The 16,389-nt window shown below is 66.3% G+C and carries 15 protein-coding genes and 2 pseudogenes; 9 read left to right on the forward strand and 8 right to left on the reverse strand.

The features are described 5' to 3' along the window. Nucleotide 1: 1 nt before the first annotated feature. Entirely contained in the window at nt 2-1,057 is a 1,056-nt protein-coding gene (locus WT24_RS32060) for a relaxase/mobilization nuclease domain-containing protein (protein WP_059793587.1), read from the forward strand. Between the two features lie 275 nt (nt 1,058-1,332). Here the strand turns inward: WT24_RS32060 and WT24_RS03465 are convergent, their stop codons facing one another. Both WT24_RS03465 and WT24_RS03470 read right to left on the reverse strand, forming a co-directional pair. Then, nucleotides 1,333-2,139 carry a TlpA disulfide reductase family protein gene (locus WT24_RS03465; protein ID WP_060031291.1) on the reverse strand — a complete coding sequence of 269 codons (807 nt, stop codon included), beginning with the start codon at nt 2,137-2,139 and terminating at the stop codon, nt 1,333-1,335. 477 nt (nt 2,140-2,616) lie between these two features. Beyond that, a complete protein-coding gene (locus WT24_RS03470; protein WP_060031294.1) occupies nt 2,617-3,621 on the reverse strand; it encodes a hypothetical protein in 1,005 nt (334 codons plus the stop codon). Between the two features lie 192 nt (nt 3,622-3,813). Between WT24_RS03470 and WT24_RS03475 the strand changes: the two are divergent. Then, nucleotides 3,814-4,538 (forward strand): annotated as a pseudogene (locus tag WT24_RS03475) (class I SAM-dependent methyltransferase). 42 nt (nt 4,539-4,580) lie between these two features. Here the strand turns inward: WT24_RS03475 and WT24_RS03480 are convergent. Both WT24_RS03480 and WT24_RS32065 read right to left on the reverse strand, forming a co-directional pair. Further along, nucleotides 4,581-5,924, reverse strand: coding sequence for a type II toxin-antitoxin system HipA family toxin (locus WT24_RS03480; protein ID WP_060031297.1), 1,344 nt, complete (start codon nt 5,922-5,924; stop codon nt 4,581-4,583). Between the two features lies 1 nt (nt 5,925). Next, the gene (locus WT24_RS32065) at nt 5,926-6,189 is read right to left on the reverse strand and encodes a helix-turn-helix transcriptional regulator (protein WP_082742081.1); all 264 of its coding nucleotides are present in this window, start codon (nt 6,187-6,189) and stop codon (nt 5,926-5,928) included. A 215-nt stretch (nt 6,190-6,404) separates the two neighbouring features. On the opposite strand from WT24_RS32065, the gene WT24_RS03490 reads away from it, so the two are divergent. Next, nucleotides 6,405-8,129, forward strand: coding sequence for an ABC transporter ATP-binding protein (locus WT24_RS03490; protein ID WP_082742082.1), 1,725 nt, complete (start codon nt 6,405-6,407; stop codon nt 8,127-8,129). Between the two features lie 194 nt (nt 8,130-8,323). Here the strand turns inward: WT24_RS03490 and WT24_RS03495 are convergent, their stop codons facing one another. Continuing rightward, nucleotides 8,324-9,361 carry an aldo/keto reductase gene (locus WT24_RS03495; protein WP_060031300.1) on the reverse strand — a complete coding sequence of 346 codons (1,038 nt, stop codon included), beginning with the start codon at nt 9,359-9,361 and terminating at the stop codon, nt 8,324-8,326. 127 nt (nt 9,362-9,488) lie between these two features. Between WT24_RS03495 and WT24_RS03500 the strand changes: the two genes are divergently transcribed. The 6 genes from WT24_RS03500 to WT24_RS03525 all read left to right on the forward strand — a co-directional run bounded on the left by WT24_RS03500 (nt 9,489) and on the right by WT24_RS03525 (nt 14,190). Continuing rightward, on the forward strand, nt 9,489-10,370 hold the full coding sequence (locus WT24_RS03500; RefSeq protein ID WP_059500136.1) for a LysR family transcriptional regulator: 882 nt from the start codon (nt 9,489-9,491) through the stop codon (nt 10,368-10,370). A gap of 176 nt (nt 10,371-10,546) precedes the next feature. Beyond that, nucleotides 10,547-10,846, forward strand: a complete 300-nt coding sequence (locus tag WT24_RS03505; RefSeq protein ID WP_059500135.1) for a helix-turn-helix transcriptional regulator — start codon at nt 10,547-10,549, stop codon at nt 10,844-10,846. 20 nt (nt 10,847-10,866) lie between these two features. After that, nucleotides 10,867-12,219, forward strand: a complete 1,353-nt coding sequence (locus WT24_RS03510) for an aminotransferase class V-fold PLP-dependent enzyme (RefSeq protein ID WP_059500134.1) — start codon at nt 10,867-10,869, stop codon at nt 12,217-12,219. A 182-nt stretch (nt 12,220-12,401) separates the two neighbouring features. Continuing rightward, entirely contained in the window at nt 12,402-12,869 is a 468-nt protein-coding gene (locus tag WT24_RS03515; protein WP_059500133.1) for a cupin domain-containing protein, read from the forward strand. A 56-nt stretch (nt 12,870-12,925) separates the two neighbouring features. Then, on the forward strand, nt 12,926-13,294 hold the full coding sequence (locus WT24_RS03520; protein WP_059793601.1) for a hypothetical protein: 369 nt from the start codon (nt 12,926-12,928) through the stop codon (nt 13,292-13,294). Nucleotides 13,295-13,368: 74 nt separating this feature from the next. Beyond that, on the forward strand, nt 13,369-14,190 hold the full coding sequence (locus WT24_RS03525) for an SDR family NAD(P)-dependent oxidoreductase (RefSeq protein WP_059793603.1): 822 nt from the start codon (nt 13,369-13,371) through the stop codon (nt 14,188-14,190). A 109-nt stretch (nt 14,191-14,299) separates the two neighbouring features. On the opposite strand, the pseudogene surE reads toward WT24_RS03525, so the two are convergent. The 3 genes and pseudogenes from surE to WT24_RS03540 form a co-directional block, all read right to left on the reverse strand. Further along, nucleotides 14,300-15,080: pseudogene (gene surE / locus WT24_RS03530) on the reverse strand (5'/3'-nucleotidase SurE). Nucleotides 15,081-15,243: 163 nt separating this feature from the next. Continuing rightward, a complete protein-coding gene (locus WT24_RS03535; protein WP_059500130.1) occupies nt 15,244-15,552 on the reverse strand; it encodes an AzlD family protein in 309 nt (102 codons plus the stop codon). Next, nucleotides 15,545-16,279, reverse strand: a complete 735-nt coding sequence (locus tag WT24_RS03540; protein ID WP_060031303.1) for an AzlC family ABC transporter permease — start codon at nt 16,277-16,279, stop codon at nt 15,545-15,547. The genes WT24_RS03535 and WT24_RS03540 overlap by 8 nt, the downstream gene beginning before the upstream one ends. Nucleotides 16,280-16,389: the final 110 nt, after the last annotated feature.

Consider the following 16,389-nt stretch of genomic DNA (forward strand, 5'->3'; position numbering starts at 1 on the left):
TATGCCGTTTCCTAAAGCCTATGTCGACTCGCTTCTGGTCAATTGGGGAGATCGGTTATTCCCCGAGCCGCTGTGGCACTCACGCGCCCTCTATTTGTCGCACGGCCCGCTACCATGCGACGCACAGCGCATGCGTGAGCGGCTGGCTTTGACGCTCCGGCGTGCCCCCGAAGTTATGGTACGGATTACAAATCGCGCTTCGGGCGCCCAGGGCATGGGTGCGGTACGCCGCCACTTGCAATATATCTCGCGCCACGGTCGTGTCGGACTAGAGGATCAGGACGCACGTGTGATCGCCGGGGATGCCGCATTGCAGGATCTGTGCGAGGAATGGAAATGGGGCGGCTTGGGACTACCGGAACAGAGCCGACATCGTGAAACGTTCAATGTGATGCTGTCGATGCCGCCCGGTACGAGCGGCAAGGCGGTGCGCAATGCGGCCCGAGCGTTTGCACGGGAGATTTTTGGAGATGGACGACCGTATGTGTTTGCCCAGCATGATGACGAAGCACATCCTCATGTGCATCTGTGCGTTCAGGTGCGTGGTCCTGACGGGCGGCGTATGAATCCGCGCAGGCAGGATCTGCGGCACTGGCGAGACGAGTTTGCTCGACAGTTGCGCGAACAGGGCGTGGAGGCTAATGCGACGCCGAGACTGGTGCGCGGCCAGACGCAGCGCTTGCCGAAACAGGCCGTTGTTCGGATGGCCTCTCGCGGCGTTGCTCCGCGGTTTTACCAGCCTATGATTAGCGAGAGGGCGCAACGCTCACTGTGGCGCGCGCATATCGAATCATTGAGCGTCTGGCGCGAGCTTGCGCACGCATTGGCCAACTCTGTCGAGCCTGAAGACCGTGCCATGGCGATGCGCGTTGTGGAGTTCGTGCGGCGCATGCCGGTGCGGCGATTGGATCCCGAAGCGCTGCCGCGGGATAGCGCTGTCGCGCAATCGCGGCGCGCCCAATTGTCCGAACGGCCGCGCAGTTCGTATGCCCCGGAACGACAGCGGAGTAGGGGCGGTGAGCACCACGAGATCGATCCGCCATTGGAAAGGGATTGATCGCGATCGTGCGTGCGCCGGACATACGCGAGGCGACGAAATCACTCAACGGGTTATCGTTCAGTCGGCGCGCGTCAGGGTGGGAAACGGCTTGCTCCGGCGCGCAGCTTTTCCCCCTTGGTCTGGTACGGTCAATCGGCTTGCAGGCAGGCTAACGTAATCATGAGGAGCGCGTCATGACGAAGCACGATTCCCTGAGGGTGACATCAAGTAGCAGGCATGGGAGGCGAATCGTCACAGCCTGGCGCGGGCGGCCGCGGCCGGCGCGCCGCGCGTTACCGGCTCAAGCGTTGCGTGACGGTGTCCTTCAGTCGCCCGGCGGTCAGCTCGCCCATGTGTGATTCGACGAGTTCTCCTTTCGCGTTGAAGAATAGCGTGGTCGGTAGCCCACGCGAACCGTACGCGTGCATCGCGTGCAGCGAAGGATCGAGCAATACGTGATCGAAGTGCAGGCCCTGCTGCTCGAGGAACGTACGCACGGCTTGCGCATTTTCCCCTTGGTTGAGCATCAGCACCGTGATGCCCTGATGGTCGTGCTGCGCTTGTTGGAGGATCGGCATCTCGCGCCGGCATGGCGCGCACCACGTCGCCCACAGATTCACGACGACCGGCTTGCCGACGAAGCTCGCCGGCAACATGGGCGTCGAATCGAGTGCCTGGAGCGGCATCGCGGCAAGCGGCGGCGCGCTACGCTGCCACGTCGCCAGCGCGCCTTGCGCGATGCCCCATGCCGCGAGGCCCGCGACGATGCCGGCCAGCACGGGCCGACGCAGCGCGGGCAGGCGGCGCAGGCGCCAGCCGGCGAACACCAGCGCGGCTGCGATACCGATGCGCGCGTCGAAGCCGCCGTCGCCGAGTGCGACGATCGCGCGCGGCGCCGCCGCATAGTCCGGCCACCATTGCGCGACATAACCGACTCGCGCGGCAATCAACCCGAGCAGCAGCACGTCGAGGATCAGGCTCGATGCGGTTTTGTGATACCCGTCGGGCGGACGCTGGATGAAGCGCGCGACGAGCCACGCCAGCAGCGCGGCGACGGCTACCGCGACGACGCGGATCGAGAACGGACCGATGCTCAGCATGAGAGAGGAAAAATGGACGTGATCGAGTGGGGCAGGAGACGGGATCGTCCGCCGCGGCGACGAAGCCGTCGACGGTCGTGCGGCGTTTCGACCGGTCGCCGGGTCCAGGGGTTCCCTTCGAGAACGTCACGGCGTGTTGCCGCTCGTGATACGCGCGCGGGTTGCTCGGGGCTGCGTGACGTTCGCGCCACGATGCAGCGAATCGGACCGGTCCGATGTTCAGCGGCATGTCGTTGATCGACAATACAAAGGCCGGTCTGGTGTGGTGTCCGCCGGTATCCCGTATAGGGATCTCTCCTTGACGGCCGCTCCGCTCGCGAGCGGCCGCTTTTTCATCGTCATGCGCGCGCGCGTGCGTGAATGCCTTGTGGCGGTCGGTGGGCGCGGCCGCGCTCCGGTGCATATCGGCTGATTCAACGGAATAGGAATGCTGCCAGATGCGAGCACAGGGCGTTCACTTGCGAGCGAGGTCCTTCGTTACCGGACGTTGCTTGAACCCGCTCCACCGAGCCGATACGCGGTAAAGAATTCGTACCACGGCGACCCCTGCACGACCGGCACACCGAGTGCCGCCGTCCGCTGTTTCAGCGCACCGAATACATCGTTGATGAGCATATCGAGCGTCCTGTCGCGGAATGGAACCGGTTGCGTTCGCCCCGCGGCGAACGCGCCATACGCGATCGCCAGCAGGCGTGCGCCGTCGTCGACTGCCGCGATCGTCGCGTCGATCGTTTCGACGAAGCGCGGCCGGTCTTCATGGCGCGCCGCGGACAGGCACAGGAACACGATCGCCGATAGTTCGTGCCGGTCCTGCACCCGCAGCAGCGCAGGCAGCCGTGCAACGATCCGTTCCACCGGTTCCTCGCGCAGCGCATCGCCGAAGTCGAGCACGGCGGTCATCGGGTTCGTGCCTGCTTTCACGCGATCGAGCGCCGGTAGGGTGGCCGACGACGCGCCGTCCTGCACCGCAGCGGGCGCGGACCGCAACGCGTCGGCCACCTGCTGCGCCCACTCGGGAAAGATCATCCGCACGTTGCCGAACTGCTCGCCACCTTCCGCGGCCGGGTTCCACCGATAGACGATCGTGCCGCCGCGAATGAACGGCGAATACAGGTGCTCGGGCGTTTGCGGCAGCGGGCGCCGGTTGATCGGCAACCACGCGAGCGTGAGCCAGTCGTAGCGGCCGGTAGCGGGCACCGATGGGCTCGAACTCGCGACGACCTGCCAGGTGCCGCGATTCGCATAGCGGCGGCGCGCGTCGGGTACCGCAACGGTCCGGCCTTTCGCGGTGTCGAAATACGTCGTGCCGGTGACGTTCGCGCCGCTGTCCGCGGCTGGCGTGATGGTCGAGATGACCCACGACGCGCCGTCCGCCGAGCGGTAATCGGACAGCTTCAGCGTCGCCACGTCGTGCACCATGCGCGTTTCCGCCGCGACGGGACTTGGCGGGGCATCGGCGGGCGCGGCGAAGATACTCGGCATGGCTTTCCTCGGAATCGGGTGCGCATCGTCGAGCGTGGGCGATGCGCGGCGGCGCGGGTGGCGTTCTCGTAACTGTAGAACGCCGTGACCTGAAACGGAAACTGGCCAAACGGGGTAATCGGTGCACGCGTGCGCCGCTTCGGCTTACCATGCGCATCCTGAGCCAACGACGCATACCGGGCGGGAGCACGCATGACCGACACGAAAGCCATTGCCGAACACTGGACGCGGGTCGCCGACCAATGGATCGGCTGGGCCGGCAAGCCGGGCCACGATGCGTTCTGGAAATATCGCGCGGGGCTCGCGGCCTACATTGGTCGGGGCACCGGCGCCGCGCTGGAGATCGGCTGCGGCGAAGGCCGCGTGAGTCGAGAACTGAAAGCGCTCGGCTACGACGTGACCGCGAGCGACGCGGTGCCGCGATGCTCGATGCCGCGCGTCACGCGGATTCCGCGCATCGCTATCGGCTGGCCGACGCGGCCGCGCTGCCGTTCGACGCGGCCAGCTTCGATCTCGTGATGGCGTACAACGTGCTAATGGATCTCGACGACATGCAGGGCGCGTTGAACGAGGCGCGCCGCGTGCTGAAGCCCGGCGGCACGCTGTTCATCTCGCTCGTGCATCCGTTCCGCGATCGCGGCGGCTTCGCCGGGCCGCAGCCCGATGCGCCGTTCGTGCTGACGGGCAGCTATTTCGGGCGCGAGCATTTCGACGGCGTGGAAACGCGCGACGGGCTGTCGATGCATTTCGCGGGCTGGTCGCTGCCGCTGCAGGCGTATATGGAGGCGCTGGAAGCGGCCGGGTTCGCGATCGTGTCGCTGCGCGAGCCGCCGCCCGATCATGCGGATACGGATCAACTGAAGCAGTGGGCGCGTGTACCGCTGTTTTTGTGGATCAAGGCGCGGCCGGTGGGGTGAGAAAAGCCGGGCTTGCTCCTGTTGGCTGATCCTGGGCGGTTATCAGTTTCCCTTGTCGTGATTTGCCAGCAATTCTGATCGGCCAATGACCTTTCTCGCGTTATCGGCCCGATCTGCATCCGAGAAACCAGCGGCCTCGATGATCGGCGTGAGCGCTTTGAGTGCCACCTGTGGTTTGGCGCTACGGAGCGATCCCATCCCTTCGTTCCATGCGTGCAGCATCTGCTTGGCTATCCAATGCCACCGCGTCTCGTTTTTTGCCGCTTCGACGATATCTTTTCCTGTTGATACGGCCGAGTCGCACAGCGCCTCGACCATTTCGCGATATCGCTTCGACGGGATGCCGAGGCGAGTGTTGAAGAAACGTTCCAGCGTCTTCCCGGGCACCCACGTTTTGCGACCCTCGACGCTCAGTCCGGGAGGATTGTTCGCGAAGCGCGGGTAGGCCGCGGTGGTGACAATGTCGTAGGCGGGCGTGTAGACGACGTCGTCGATGTTCGAGTAGAGAAGCGCGATGTTTTTGGCGTGGCAGTCCGCGTTGCGCACGACGTAGTTGGCGATGAGCTGCCAGCCGAGCTGCTCGGCTTCTCGTCGCCAGTTGGCGGCGCCGATGTAGGGCTTTGTCGCGTTGAGAACCTGTTCGGTTGACGGGCGGTACTTTTCATGCGGCGGCAGGCCAAGCAGGCTGCAAGCGTCTTCCAGGCCAAACGCCGGTTTGCCCTGCTCGTCGATGTCGAACCGGTCAACGACGAGCACGCGACCGTCGTCCGACATCGTGGTCTTCGCGACTCGAGCGACGTCGAGTCTTGCCAGCACCTGCATCGAGTAATGTTCGTTGAAACCAAGATAGGGCGTTTGCTCGTCGGACCCCTTGATGATGTGTCGGCTCGTGCGCAGCGTTTGCTTGCCTATCGGTGCTTGAGCCGACGGGAGTTCAGGAGCAAGGAATTTGGGTACGGCGCCTGAAATTGCCGCGCGCGCGTAGTACCGTACAAGTTCCGCAAAGCGCGCGGTGGTGATGTCCTCGTGCAGCAGGCTCTTCAGGTCGAGCGGGTCAAGTTCGCCGCCGGGTGCGCCGCCTTCGGGCGCGACGGTTACCCGGCCGATGCCGGCGCCGCCGATGATGGCCAGAAGCGAAAGGTCCGTTCCGTCGAGATAGGGGCCGAACTCTTCGCGAATCACTTGAAAGAGAAACCCTTCCGGCAGGTTCTGCCGGAAGAAAGGATGCAGATCGCGAGGCCAGACCCACGCATCGTTGCGAACGGGCATGATCAGACTGGCAAAATCGGCGGCACTCGCATCTGCCGTGTAGCGCAACGCATAGTCGTCCGCCTGGCGGTAGAGATGGGCAACGAGTTTGCCTTTGACGTATATATGAAGGCGCATGTCACGCGTCTCCCATCGCGCGTTGTTCGGCCAGCACGTCGTCCAGCGTGCGCCCGTGTCCGCGCTTGACCGCTCTCAGATCATATCCTGCAGCCTCGAGGAGGCGAACGAGCGCAGATACGCTCATGTCGCCTCGGGCAAGCGTTTCCATGCGTGCAAGCGTCGTCCGTGCGACACCGGCATGCTCAGCCAGTTCTCTTTGTGAAAGACCCGCTGCGTGGCGAGCGTCTTTCAGCATCTCTCCGACATCGGCAAGCGTAGTCATTTGTAGCCCTCAAGCATCAGAAATTACCAAGCTCGTTCTTATTGTAGCCCCTCTGCTACAAATTGGTGTGTTGAAATTGTAGCCGGAGGGACACAAAAATTACCGAAAGCGAAAAATTTGTATCTCTGGGGCTACTGAGGCGGTCAGGGCGATTCTGTTAGACTTTTTGCCCGCCTGTCGCCAACCGGGCCGCACCGCGCCCGGTTCTTCGCGCCATGAACGAACACCACGTGCCGAATCCGATCGCCGAGGTCCTGCAGGCCTACTGGAAAGCCGATCGCTGGATGTTGCTGGCGGTGGCGGTGGTCGTCGTGCTCTCGAGTACGAGCGCCGTTGCCGCGCCCTATCTGTTCTCGCGCCTGATCGATGCGCTGTCGCATCGCGGCGCGCTCGGCGCGCTACTTCCCGGCTTTCTGCTCTATGCCGTCCTGCTGGGCGTCTCGAGCGCGTTGCAACGCGTGGTGCAGTACCTGGCGTTCATGAGCGCGGAAAATCTGGGATTCGTCCTGAGCACGCGCTTCTTCGCGCGCATCCTGAAGAAGACCACGGCCTTCTTCGTCGAACACAATCCGGCGGAAATACAGAACGCGAACGCGCGCGGGCGTTCGTCGCTGGCGGTGCTCGTGCAACTCGGCCTCATGGGCCTGATTCCCGGCGTACTGCAGATCGTGCTGACGTTCGTGACGCTCGGCGCGCTGATCGATCTCGAGGTGGTGGCGATCGCCGCCGCGTACGGCGTGGTCGCGGTGGTGATCGCAGTCGTGTCCGCGCGCCGCTCGCGTGCGTTCCTCGATCGTGCGGTCGAGGCCGGACAGGAGAATGTGCGGTTCGTCGGCGGCGCGATCAACGCGATGGAAGCGCTCCGGCATTTTGGCAGCCACCGCTGGATGAACGAGCGTTTCGCGGACAAGGCGCGGATCGTGCGGGACAACTGGCGTGCTTACGTGGCGCGGCACGTCGGCTATCTCGCGCTACTGGGCCTCGGCCTCGCGATCCAGTTCGCCGTGACGTTCTGGCTGCTTCTGCCGCGTCACGCGGCCGGCATGCTGTCGATCGGCGACATCGTGCTGTTCAACACGCTGCTGCTGCAGCTCAATCAGCCGTTCGACATGATTGCGCGGGCCATCGACGAAATCGCGCGCGCCCGGGCGACGCTCGTGCCGTTCGCGGCGATGTGGGCGGCACCCGAAGAGCGGCAGGTGTCGCATGCGTCGACGTTCGTGCCGCGCGCTGGGCGCGTGGTGTTCGATCACGTCGGCTATGCGTACGGCAACGGCCGCGGCGTGACCGATGTCGCCTTCGTCGCCGAGCGCGGCGCGATCACGTTCGTCGTGGGCGAGACGGGGTCGGGAAAATCCACGGTGTTCAAGCTGGCGCTGAAGTCGATGGAGCCGACCAGTGGGCGCATTCTGGTCGACGGCGTCGATCTCGCGGCGATCGACCGTGCCGACTGGTACGGCGTGGTCGCCGTGGTGCCGCAGGATATCGTGCTGTTGAACGAAAGCCTGGAGGACAACATCCTGCTCGGTCGGCCACGCGACGAGCGGCGCTTGCGCGAGGCGGCCGCGAAGGCGGCGATCCTGCCGTTCATCGACGGCTTGCCGGACGGGTTCCGCACGACGGTCGGCGAACGCGGGCTGAAGCTGTCGGGCGGCGAGCGCCAGCGCATCGCGATCGCGCGTGCGCTGTACGGCAAGCCGACCGTGCTGTTTCTCGACGAGGCGAGCTCCGCGCTCGACGAAGCCACCGAGCGCGACATCATGGAGCACGTGCGGCTGCTGGCCCGTGACGTCACGGTGATCGCGATCACGCACCGGCGTTCGGTCATCGGGCCGACCGACAAGGTCATGCGGCTCGGCGCCGCCGAGGAGCCTGATGCCGGAGACATCGAGTTCGACCCTCCGCGTGCGGACATCAGGATCAAACAGGTTGATTTCTGACGGACCATCGGATGACGGTCGACGAAAAAATGCCGTGAAGGCGGCCCGTTGTACAGGGGCCGAATTACCGGAACGTCGCAGGCCGCTACGATAGGAAGTTCGCGGCGCGATGGGCAGGCTCATGGCGGTCGCGCTTTCCGGTGCCGCGGCGGACCACGGCGGCGCTGACCGTCGCGCCGCGTCGCCGTGGCCACTTACCCCCGCATCGGCGGATTGAGCCGCGCGAACGCTTCCTGCCGGTGATACGGAAAGTACGGATAAGGTGCTTCCACCGCGCTCGCCGCGTCCAGCTTCGCCATCTGCGCATCGGTCAGCGCCCAGCCGACTGCGCCGAGGTTCTGCCGCAACTGTTCCTCGTTGCGCGCGCCGACGATCACCGACGACACGGTCGGGCGCTGCAGCAGCCAGTTCAACGCGATCTGCGGCACCGTCTTGCCGGTTTCCTCCGCGATCGCGTCGAGCGCATCGACCACGTCGTACAGTCGTTCGTCGTCGACCGGCGGCCCGTAGCTGGCCGTTTCATGCAGGCGGCTGCCTTCGGGCAGCGGCGCATTGCGCCGGATCTTGCCGGTGAGCCGGCCCCAGCCGAGCGGGCTCCACACGAGCGCCCCGAGGCCTTGATCGGCGCCGAGCGGCATCAGGTCCCACTCGTAGTCGCGACCGACGAGCGAGTAGTAGACCTGGTTCGCCACGTAGCGCGACCAGCCGTGCCGGTCGGCCGCCGCGAGCGACTTCATGATCTGCCAGCCGGCGAAGTTCGACACGCCGATATAGCGCAGCTTGCCTGCGCGCACCAGATCGTCGAGCGTCGACATCACTTCCTCGACCGGCGTGCCGGCGTCGAACGCGTGCAGTTGCAGCAGGTCGATGTAGTCGGTGTCGAGACGGCGCAGCGCATCGTCGACGGCGCGCACCAGCCGCGCGCGCGACGTGCCCGCGTCGTTCGGGCCGTCGCCGGTCGGCAGGCCGGTCTTGGTCGAGATCAGTACCTGGTCGCGGCGCCCCTTGAGCGCGGCGCCGAGCACGCGCTCGGACGCGCCGTCGGAGTACACGTCCGCGGTGTCGAACAGGTTGACGCCGGCTTCGAGGCAGATGTCGATCAGGCGGCGGGCTTCGTCGACGCCAGTATTGCCCCATGCACTGAACAGCGGGCCGGTGCCGCCGAAGGTACCGGCGCCAAAGCTCAGGACGGGGACCTTGAGGCCGGAGCGGCCGAGCGTACGGTATTCCATGGGCGTTTTCTCTCGTCGTGTGAGCGCGGCACGACCGCGCGTCGATCGTCAGGCGACCAATGTATCGTTTGCGCCTTTTCCCGATAATCCCGAAGATGACGAAAATATCCTTCGGAAGGAGCGAACAATGCTGCTCGACAACCTTGCGCTGTTCCTGCGCATCGTGGAAAAGGGTGGGCTGGCCGCGGCCGGCCGCGAGGTCGGCCTGTCGCCGGCCACGGTGTCCGAGCGGCTGACGGCGCTCGAGCGCCACTATGGCGCGGCGCTGCTCACGCGCACGACGCGCGCGATCAACCTGACCGACGAGGGGCGCACGCTGGTGGATGGCGCGCGGCGCCTGCTGGCCGAGGCCGACGAACTCGAAAGCCGTGTGCGGCTGGGCGTGCAGACGCTGTCGGGGCCGGTGCGGCTGAGCGCGCCGGCCGATCTCGGGCGCGAGCGCGTCGTGCCCGTCGTCGACGCGTTTCTGGCCGAACATCCGGGCGTGACGGTCGACCTGCATCTCGGCGATGGGTATGTCGATCTCGTCGGGCAGGGGCTCGATTTCGCGATCCGCCGCGGCACGCTGGCGGACAGTTCGCTGCGCAGCCGCTCGCTCGGTCGGGCGCGGCGCGTGGTGTGTGCGTCGCCCGCGTATCTCGCCGCGCATGGCAGGCCGATGCACCCGGACGATCTCGGCCTGCACGACTGCATCGTGATGCGCTTCGGCCAGGAGCTGTATGCCGAATGGCCGTTCAGCATCGATGGCGCGTTGAAGCGCGTGGCGGTGCGCGGGCGGCGCGTCGCCAACGACGGGGCGCTCGTGCGCGCGTGGTGCATCGCGGGGCACGGCGTCGCGCTGAAGTCGCTTGTCGACGTCGAGCGGGATCTGGCGTCGGGTGCGCTCGTCGAGGTGCTCGATGCGTTCTCGCCGGGCGACGTGGATCTGCAGATCGTCTATCCGGGAAGCGTCGCGCAGCCGCGGCGCGTGCGGGCGTTGATCGATAGACTCGCGCAGGCGCTGGCGTGAAAGCACGTGGCCCGCGCGGCCTGCGAGCCGTTGCGGCGCCGGTCTCACTGCGATCGCATCGAATGCGCGAGGGGGCGCAACGGCGGGCGGCATCGCGGGCCGAAACCGTCGTTCAGACCCGTTGCCCGCATTTCGTCATTTAGCTAATATTCAAAACGTAACCGAACCCGCACCTCATGGACGACGTCACCCGCATCAGCGCCTTGGCCAACGAAAGCCGTCTGGCCGTGCTGCGCTGGCTCAAGCAGCCGCGCAAGCATTTCCCGCCGCAACCGCATGGCGATCTCGACGAACTGGGCGTGTGCTGCACGTACATCACCGAGAAGCTCGGCATCGCGCCGGCCACGACCACGCGCCACATGCGCATCCTCGCGGACGCAGGGCTCGTGCAGGCGACCCGCGTCGGCAAGTTCACGTACTACAAGCGGATCGACGGCGCGCTGCAGCAGCTTGGCCGTGATCTCTCGAAACTCTGACCCTGACCGAGGCAACCGACATGGACGAACTTGCACTGCTGGCCGACGCCGATCGGCGCGCGCACGCGTATCTGGCCGCAACGAACGAGCGGCGCGCGTTTCCCGATGCGGCAGCGCTCGCCGGTCTCGCCGCGTTCGACGAACCGCTGCCCGACGTGGGCCGCCCGGCCGACGACGTGCTGCGCCTGCTGGACGAGCGCGGCACGCCCGCGACGGTCGCATCGAACGGCCCGAATTACTTCGGCTTCGTGATCGGCGCGACGCTGCCGGCCGCGGCAGCGGCCGAGCGGCTGATGCTCGCGTGGGACCAGTGCGCGTCGTCGTATGCGAATTCGCCGGTGGCGGCGACGCTCGAGCGCCAGGCCGCGCGTTGGGTCGTCGATGCGCTCGGGCTGCCCGCAGGCAGCGCGGTCGGCTTCGGCACCAGCGCGACGGCCTGTACGCTCGTCGCGCTGGTGGCCGCGCGGCGCGCGCTGCTCGCGCGCAAGGGCTGGAATATCGACGAGGATGGGCTGATCGGCGCGCCGGAAGTGAAAGTCGTGATCTCCGCGCTCGCGCACATCACGGTGAAGAAGGCGCTGCGCGTACTCGGCTTCGGGATGAAGCGCATCGTCGTCGCGCCGGTCGATACGCATGGCCGGATCGACCCGGCGCAGTTGCCGCCGCTCGACGACATGACCATTCTCTGCGTGCAGGCCGGCGAAGTGAACACCGGCGAATTCGATCCGTTCGCGGCATTGATTCCGCCCGCGAAGGCGGCCGGCGCGTGGGTGCACGTGGACGGCGCGTTCGGCCTGTGGGCGCGGGCGTCGTCCAAGCGCACGCTGACGGACGGCATCGACGGTGCCGACAGCTGGACGACCGACGGCCACAAATGGCTCAACACGCCGTACGACGGCGCGATGGTGATCTGCCGCGATGCGGCCGCGCTCGCCACCGCGATGAACAGCGACGCCGTCTATCTGAGCGGCGCGCAGGATGCGCAGAAGAACCTGAACCTCGAATTCTCGCGGCGCGCGCGCGGCATTCCCGTGTGGGCCGCGCTGCGCTCGCTCGGCCGCGCCGGCGTGGCGACGATGGTCGAGCGGCATTGCGCGCAGGCGGCACGCGTCGCGGACGGCCTGCGTGCGGCCGGCTACGACGTGCTGAATCGTGTCGTGCTGAACCAGGTGCTCGTGCGCGCCGGCACCGACGAGGAAACGGCGGCGATCGTCGAAGCCGCGCAGGCGTCGGGCGACGTGTGGTTCGGCACGACCGTGTGGCAGGGGCGGCCGGCGTTCCGGATCAGCGTGTCGTCGTGGCGCACCGAGGATGCACACATCGATCGTCTCGTCGCGTTGCTGACGAAGCTGCGCGGCGTACACGTGGGTTGAGTGTCGCGCTTCGTCCGCGGTTGAAATGGTTGCGTATGCAACTTTACTGCATGCGATGAGGGGCGACACGGCCTGCGGGGCTGCGTTATGTCTGCAAGCGCGAAAATGTCGGACAATAGCCGCTGCACCGGCCGCGTCGGCGCGGTGCGTTCAACCGAAGCATTCACGCTTGCGAGATCCCCATGTCGACTCCTTTTCCCCGGGAACTGCTGAAAGCCGCCGATATCGCGAAGATGGAACCGACGCGCGAGGTGCATTCGCTCAATCCCAATGCCGTTCGTCTGAAGCGACAACTCAGCGACTTGACCGGCCTGACGCAATTCGGCGTTCATCTGCTCACGCTGATGCCCGGTCACGAATCGGCCGAATATCACCGCCACCTGTACGAAGAAGAATTCGTGTACGTGCTGTCCGGCACCGGCACGGTGACGATCGGCGAGCGCGCCAGTGAGATCGGTCCCGGCGATTTTCTGGGATTTCCGCGCGGCGGCGAAGCGCATACGGTGCAGAACACTGGCGATGCGCCGCTGGAGTTGCTCGTCGGCGGGCAGCGGCTCGAACACGACGTATGCGAATACCCGCGCATCGGCAAGCGGCTTTATATCGCCGGCGAACTCGAAGAGTACGTCGAGCTGCCGAAACAGCGGTGACGCCCGATTGCACGTCATCTCCGGGGAAGAGTTGCAGCAGCAGGCCGCCTACCTCGATGAGTCAGATCCCTTTTCTTGCTTTTGCGCTCGCGGCGCTCGTGCCCGGCCTGGTGTGGGCGCGTTTGACCCACGATCCCGGGTCGCTCAAATATTCTGTTCCAATCGCCTACCTCGGTACTGCAGCGTTCGGGATCCCGCAATATCTGCTGGTCATGAAATACTGGCGCGTGTCCGTGTTTTCATCGTGCCTGTGCGGCAGCGTCACGGGGTTGTTGACGTGGATTGCCATCTATTTCATTTACACCGCCGTCCGGGATGACGATGTTTTCAAAGGCGGCTTGGCGGTCGTTTTCGGGTTTCTTGCGTTCGTGGGCCTGGGGGCCGTGGCGGGCTTCGTGTTCTGGCTCATGTACCGTTGGCAGTGATCCAAAGGACGAATTTGCTTCTCGCGGCCCCGTCGCGCTTATGATGCGGGAACGCCACTGACAGGGTTCACGCCATGGACGCGCCGCTCCCGCCGATGTCTTCCCCGATTGCCGAAACGGCTCCCGACACCGAAGCTGCCGCCGAGCCGCGCGCGTTGCGTGTGCACCAGCCGGTCGCGCTCGTCACCGGCTCGACGTCGGGGATCGGCGCGGCTGTCGCCCGCCGCCTGGCGGCCGACGGCTACGCCGTGATCCTGCATTCGCGCAGTTCGGCCGACGCCGGGCGTGCGATGGCGCGTGAACTCGGCGCGGCCTATGTGCAGGCCGATCTCGCAGACGATGCGCAGCGCGTGCGGCTGATCCGCGATGCGCTCGCCGTGCACGGGCGGCTCGACGTGCTCGTCAACAATGCGGGCGCCAGCCGCGTGATTCCGCATGACGACCTCGCGGCGGCCACGCCAGACGTGTGGCGCGAGATGCACGAGATCAACGTGATCGCGCCGTTCAGGCTCGTCGCCGAAGCGCAGGCCGCGCTGCGCGAGGCGGCGTCGCACGGGCGGGCCGGGTGCGTCGTGAACGTCAGTTCGCATGCGGGTGTGCGGCCGAAGGGTGCGTCGATTCCGTATGCGGCCGCGAAGGCCGCGCTCAATCACACGACGCGGCTGCTCGCGCGTACGCTCGCGCCGGCGATTCGCGTCAACGCGGTCGCGCCGGGGCTCGTCGATACGCCGCTGACCGCCGACTGGACGCAAGCGCAGCAGCTCTGGCGCGAGCACGCGCCGATGCGCCGCGCGGCGACGCCGGACGATATCGCCCAGACGGTCGCGATGCTCGTCGCCTCCGACTACGTGACGGGCGAGATCGTGATGCTCGACGGCGGGTTGAATCTGACGTGATGCAGTGATGCAGTGATGCGGCGATGCGGCGATGCGGGGATGCGGGGATGCGGCGGCGCGCAGGCAACGCATGTCGCGCAACCGCCAGGCCGTTCGAAGGCGCGCGCGATCAGCCGAGGTTCGACCGCAGCCGCGCGAGCGCCTGCTCGTGCGTGCGCTCGAACTTCAGCGGCGTGACCGCGATATACCCTTCGCCCAGCGCGACCGTTTCCGAATTCGCATCGTCCTCGCGCGGTGCGCGCGCGAGCTTCAGCCAGTGATATTCGATGTCGCGCGGATCGCGTCCCGACACGATCTCGACGCCCTGCAGCGTGCCCGCACCCTGGCTCGTCACCTTCAGGCCGCGTACGTCCCCGGCCGGTCGCGCCGGGAAATTCACGTTGAGGCACGCATCGCTGTCCCAGCCGGCGGCGACGAGCCGGCGGATGACGTCCGGCGCATGCGCGCGCGCCGTGTTCCACGGCACTGCGTTGCGATCGGCGAACGCCTGGCTCAGCGCGATGGCCGGCACGCCGACCAGCATGCTCGTCATGGCCGCGCCGACCGTGCCGGAAAACACCGTTTCGGTGCCGAGGTTCGCGCCGCGATTCACGCCGGACAGCACGACGTCGGGCCGCGCACCGTTCATCAGATGGCTGACCGCGATCGCGACGCAATCGCCCGGCGTGCCGCGCACAGCGAAGCGGTGCTCGCCCTTGCGATGCACGCGCAGCGGTTCGTGCAGGCTCAGCGAGTGCGACGTGCCGCTCTGATCTTCGGCCGGCGCGACGATCCACACTTCGCGCGCGAGTTGCGTGGCGACCTGTTCGAGTATTTCAAGGCCGGGAGCGTCGAATCCGTCGTCGTTGGTGGAGCAGGACACGGTCGAACAGCGGGCGGGTTTCTGGCATCGGGACGATCCTCGCGAAGGGCAATGAGAGGGGGTGCGGCATGGCGCAAGCCACAAGGCTAGCACTCCGGCGCGCGGATCGTCGTGTCGCGCCCGTGGCGCCGGTCGGCGCGGACGTGAAACGGGCGCATCGCGTGTGTTGCCGGTGTGGCGGCCGGACCCGCTCAGCCGAGCAGATGGCGCAGCAGGCCGGCCGACACGACGCCGACGATAACGGTCGGCAGGATCGACAGGCGCGTCGCCGCGACGAGCGTGATCGCGAGCGCGAGCAGATCGGCCGGGCGCGTCGACACGAAGGCCGGCGCGATCACCGAGATCAGCACGCAGCCCGGCACGTTCTCCATGACCGACGCCATCCGCGGGCTCAGCGTGCGGTTGCGCAGCAGCACGTAGCCGAGGATGCGCGACAGGTAGGTGGTCGACGCCATCAGCACGATCGTCGCGACCGTGCTGAAATCCGGAAGCTCAGGCATCGCGCGGCTCCCACAGCAGCGCGGCGATCAGCCCCGCGCATGCGCCGGCGGCGACATACCACGCGCCGGGCAGCGCGAGATGGGTGGCCGCCGCGACGACGAGGCTCACGAACCATGGGCGGCTCGCGCGCACGCCTTTCCACATGCCGCGCAGCAGCACCAGAAACACGGCCGTGAACGCCATGTCGAAGCCGTATTGTTCGACGTTGCCGATCGTCGGGCCGACCGCCGCGCCGAGCGTGGTCATCGAGATCCACGTCAGGTAGAGCCCCGAGCACACGCCCGCGTAGTAAGGGACGCTGATGTGCGCGGCCGAGCGCGAGCGCGCGTCGGCGAGCGACATCGCCCAGCTCTCGTCGCACATGAAGAACAGCGCGAGGAACGCACGGCGGCGCGGCAGGCGCCGGATATACGGCTCGAACGCGGCGCCCATCAGGATGTGGCGCGAATTGACGAGGAACGACATCGCGACGATCAGCGCGATGTGCGGCGGCGATGTCCACAGATGGATCGCCGCGAATTCGGAGCCGCCGCCGAAGTTCAGGCCCGTCATCATCGGCACCTCGAACAGGCTCAGCTCCTTTTGCGCCGCCTGTGCGCCCAGCACGAGCGCGAACGGCACGAAACCCAGCATGACAGGCAGCGCCGCGCGCAACCCGCGACCCATCTCGGCAAGATACGCGGGCTTGTCGCGAAGCCCGGACGACGTTGAAACGCTACTGCTCATCACTCCTCCTTCGGGGGAGGGATTGTCTGCTTTTTTGACTCGAATCGGATTGCGTTGTCGCCAGATATTTCGCAGAATTTGGCATCGAACGCTTGATACATGATTTTTTT

It is taken from the genome of Burkholderia sp. MSMB1078WGS (assembly GCF_001528895.1).
Classification (GTDB): domain Bacteria; phylum Pseudomonadota; class Gammaproteobacteria; order Burkholderiales; family Burkholderiaceae; genus Burkholderia.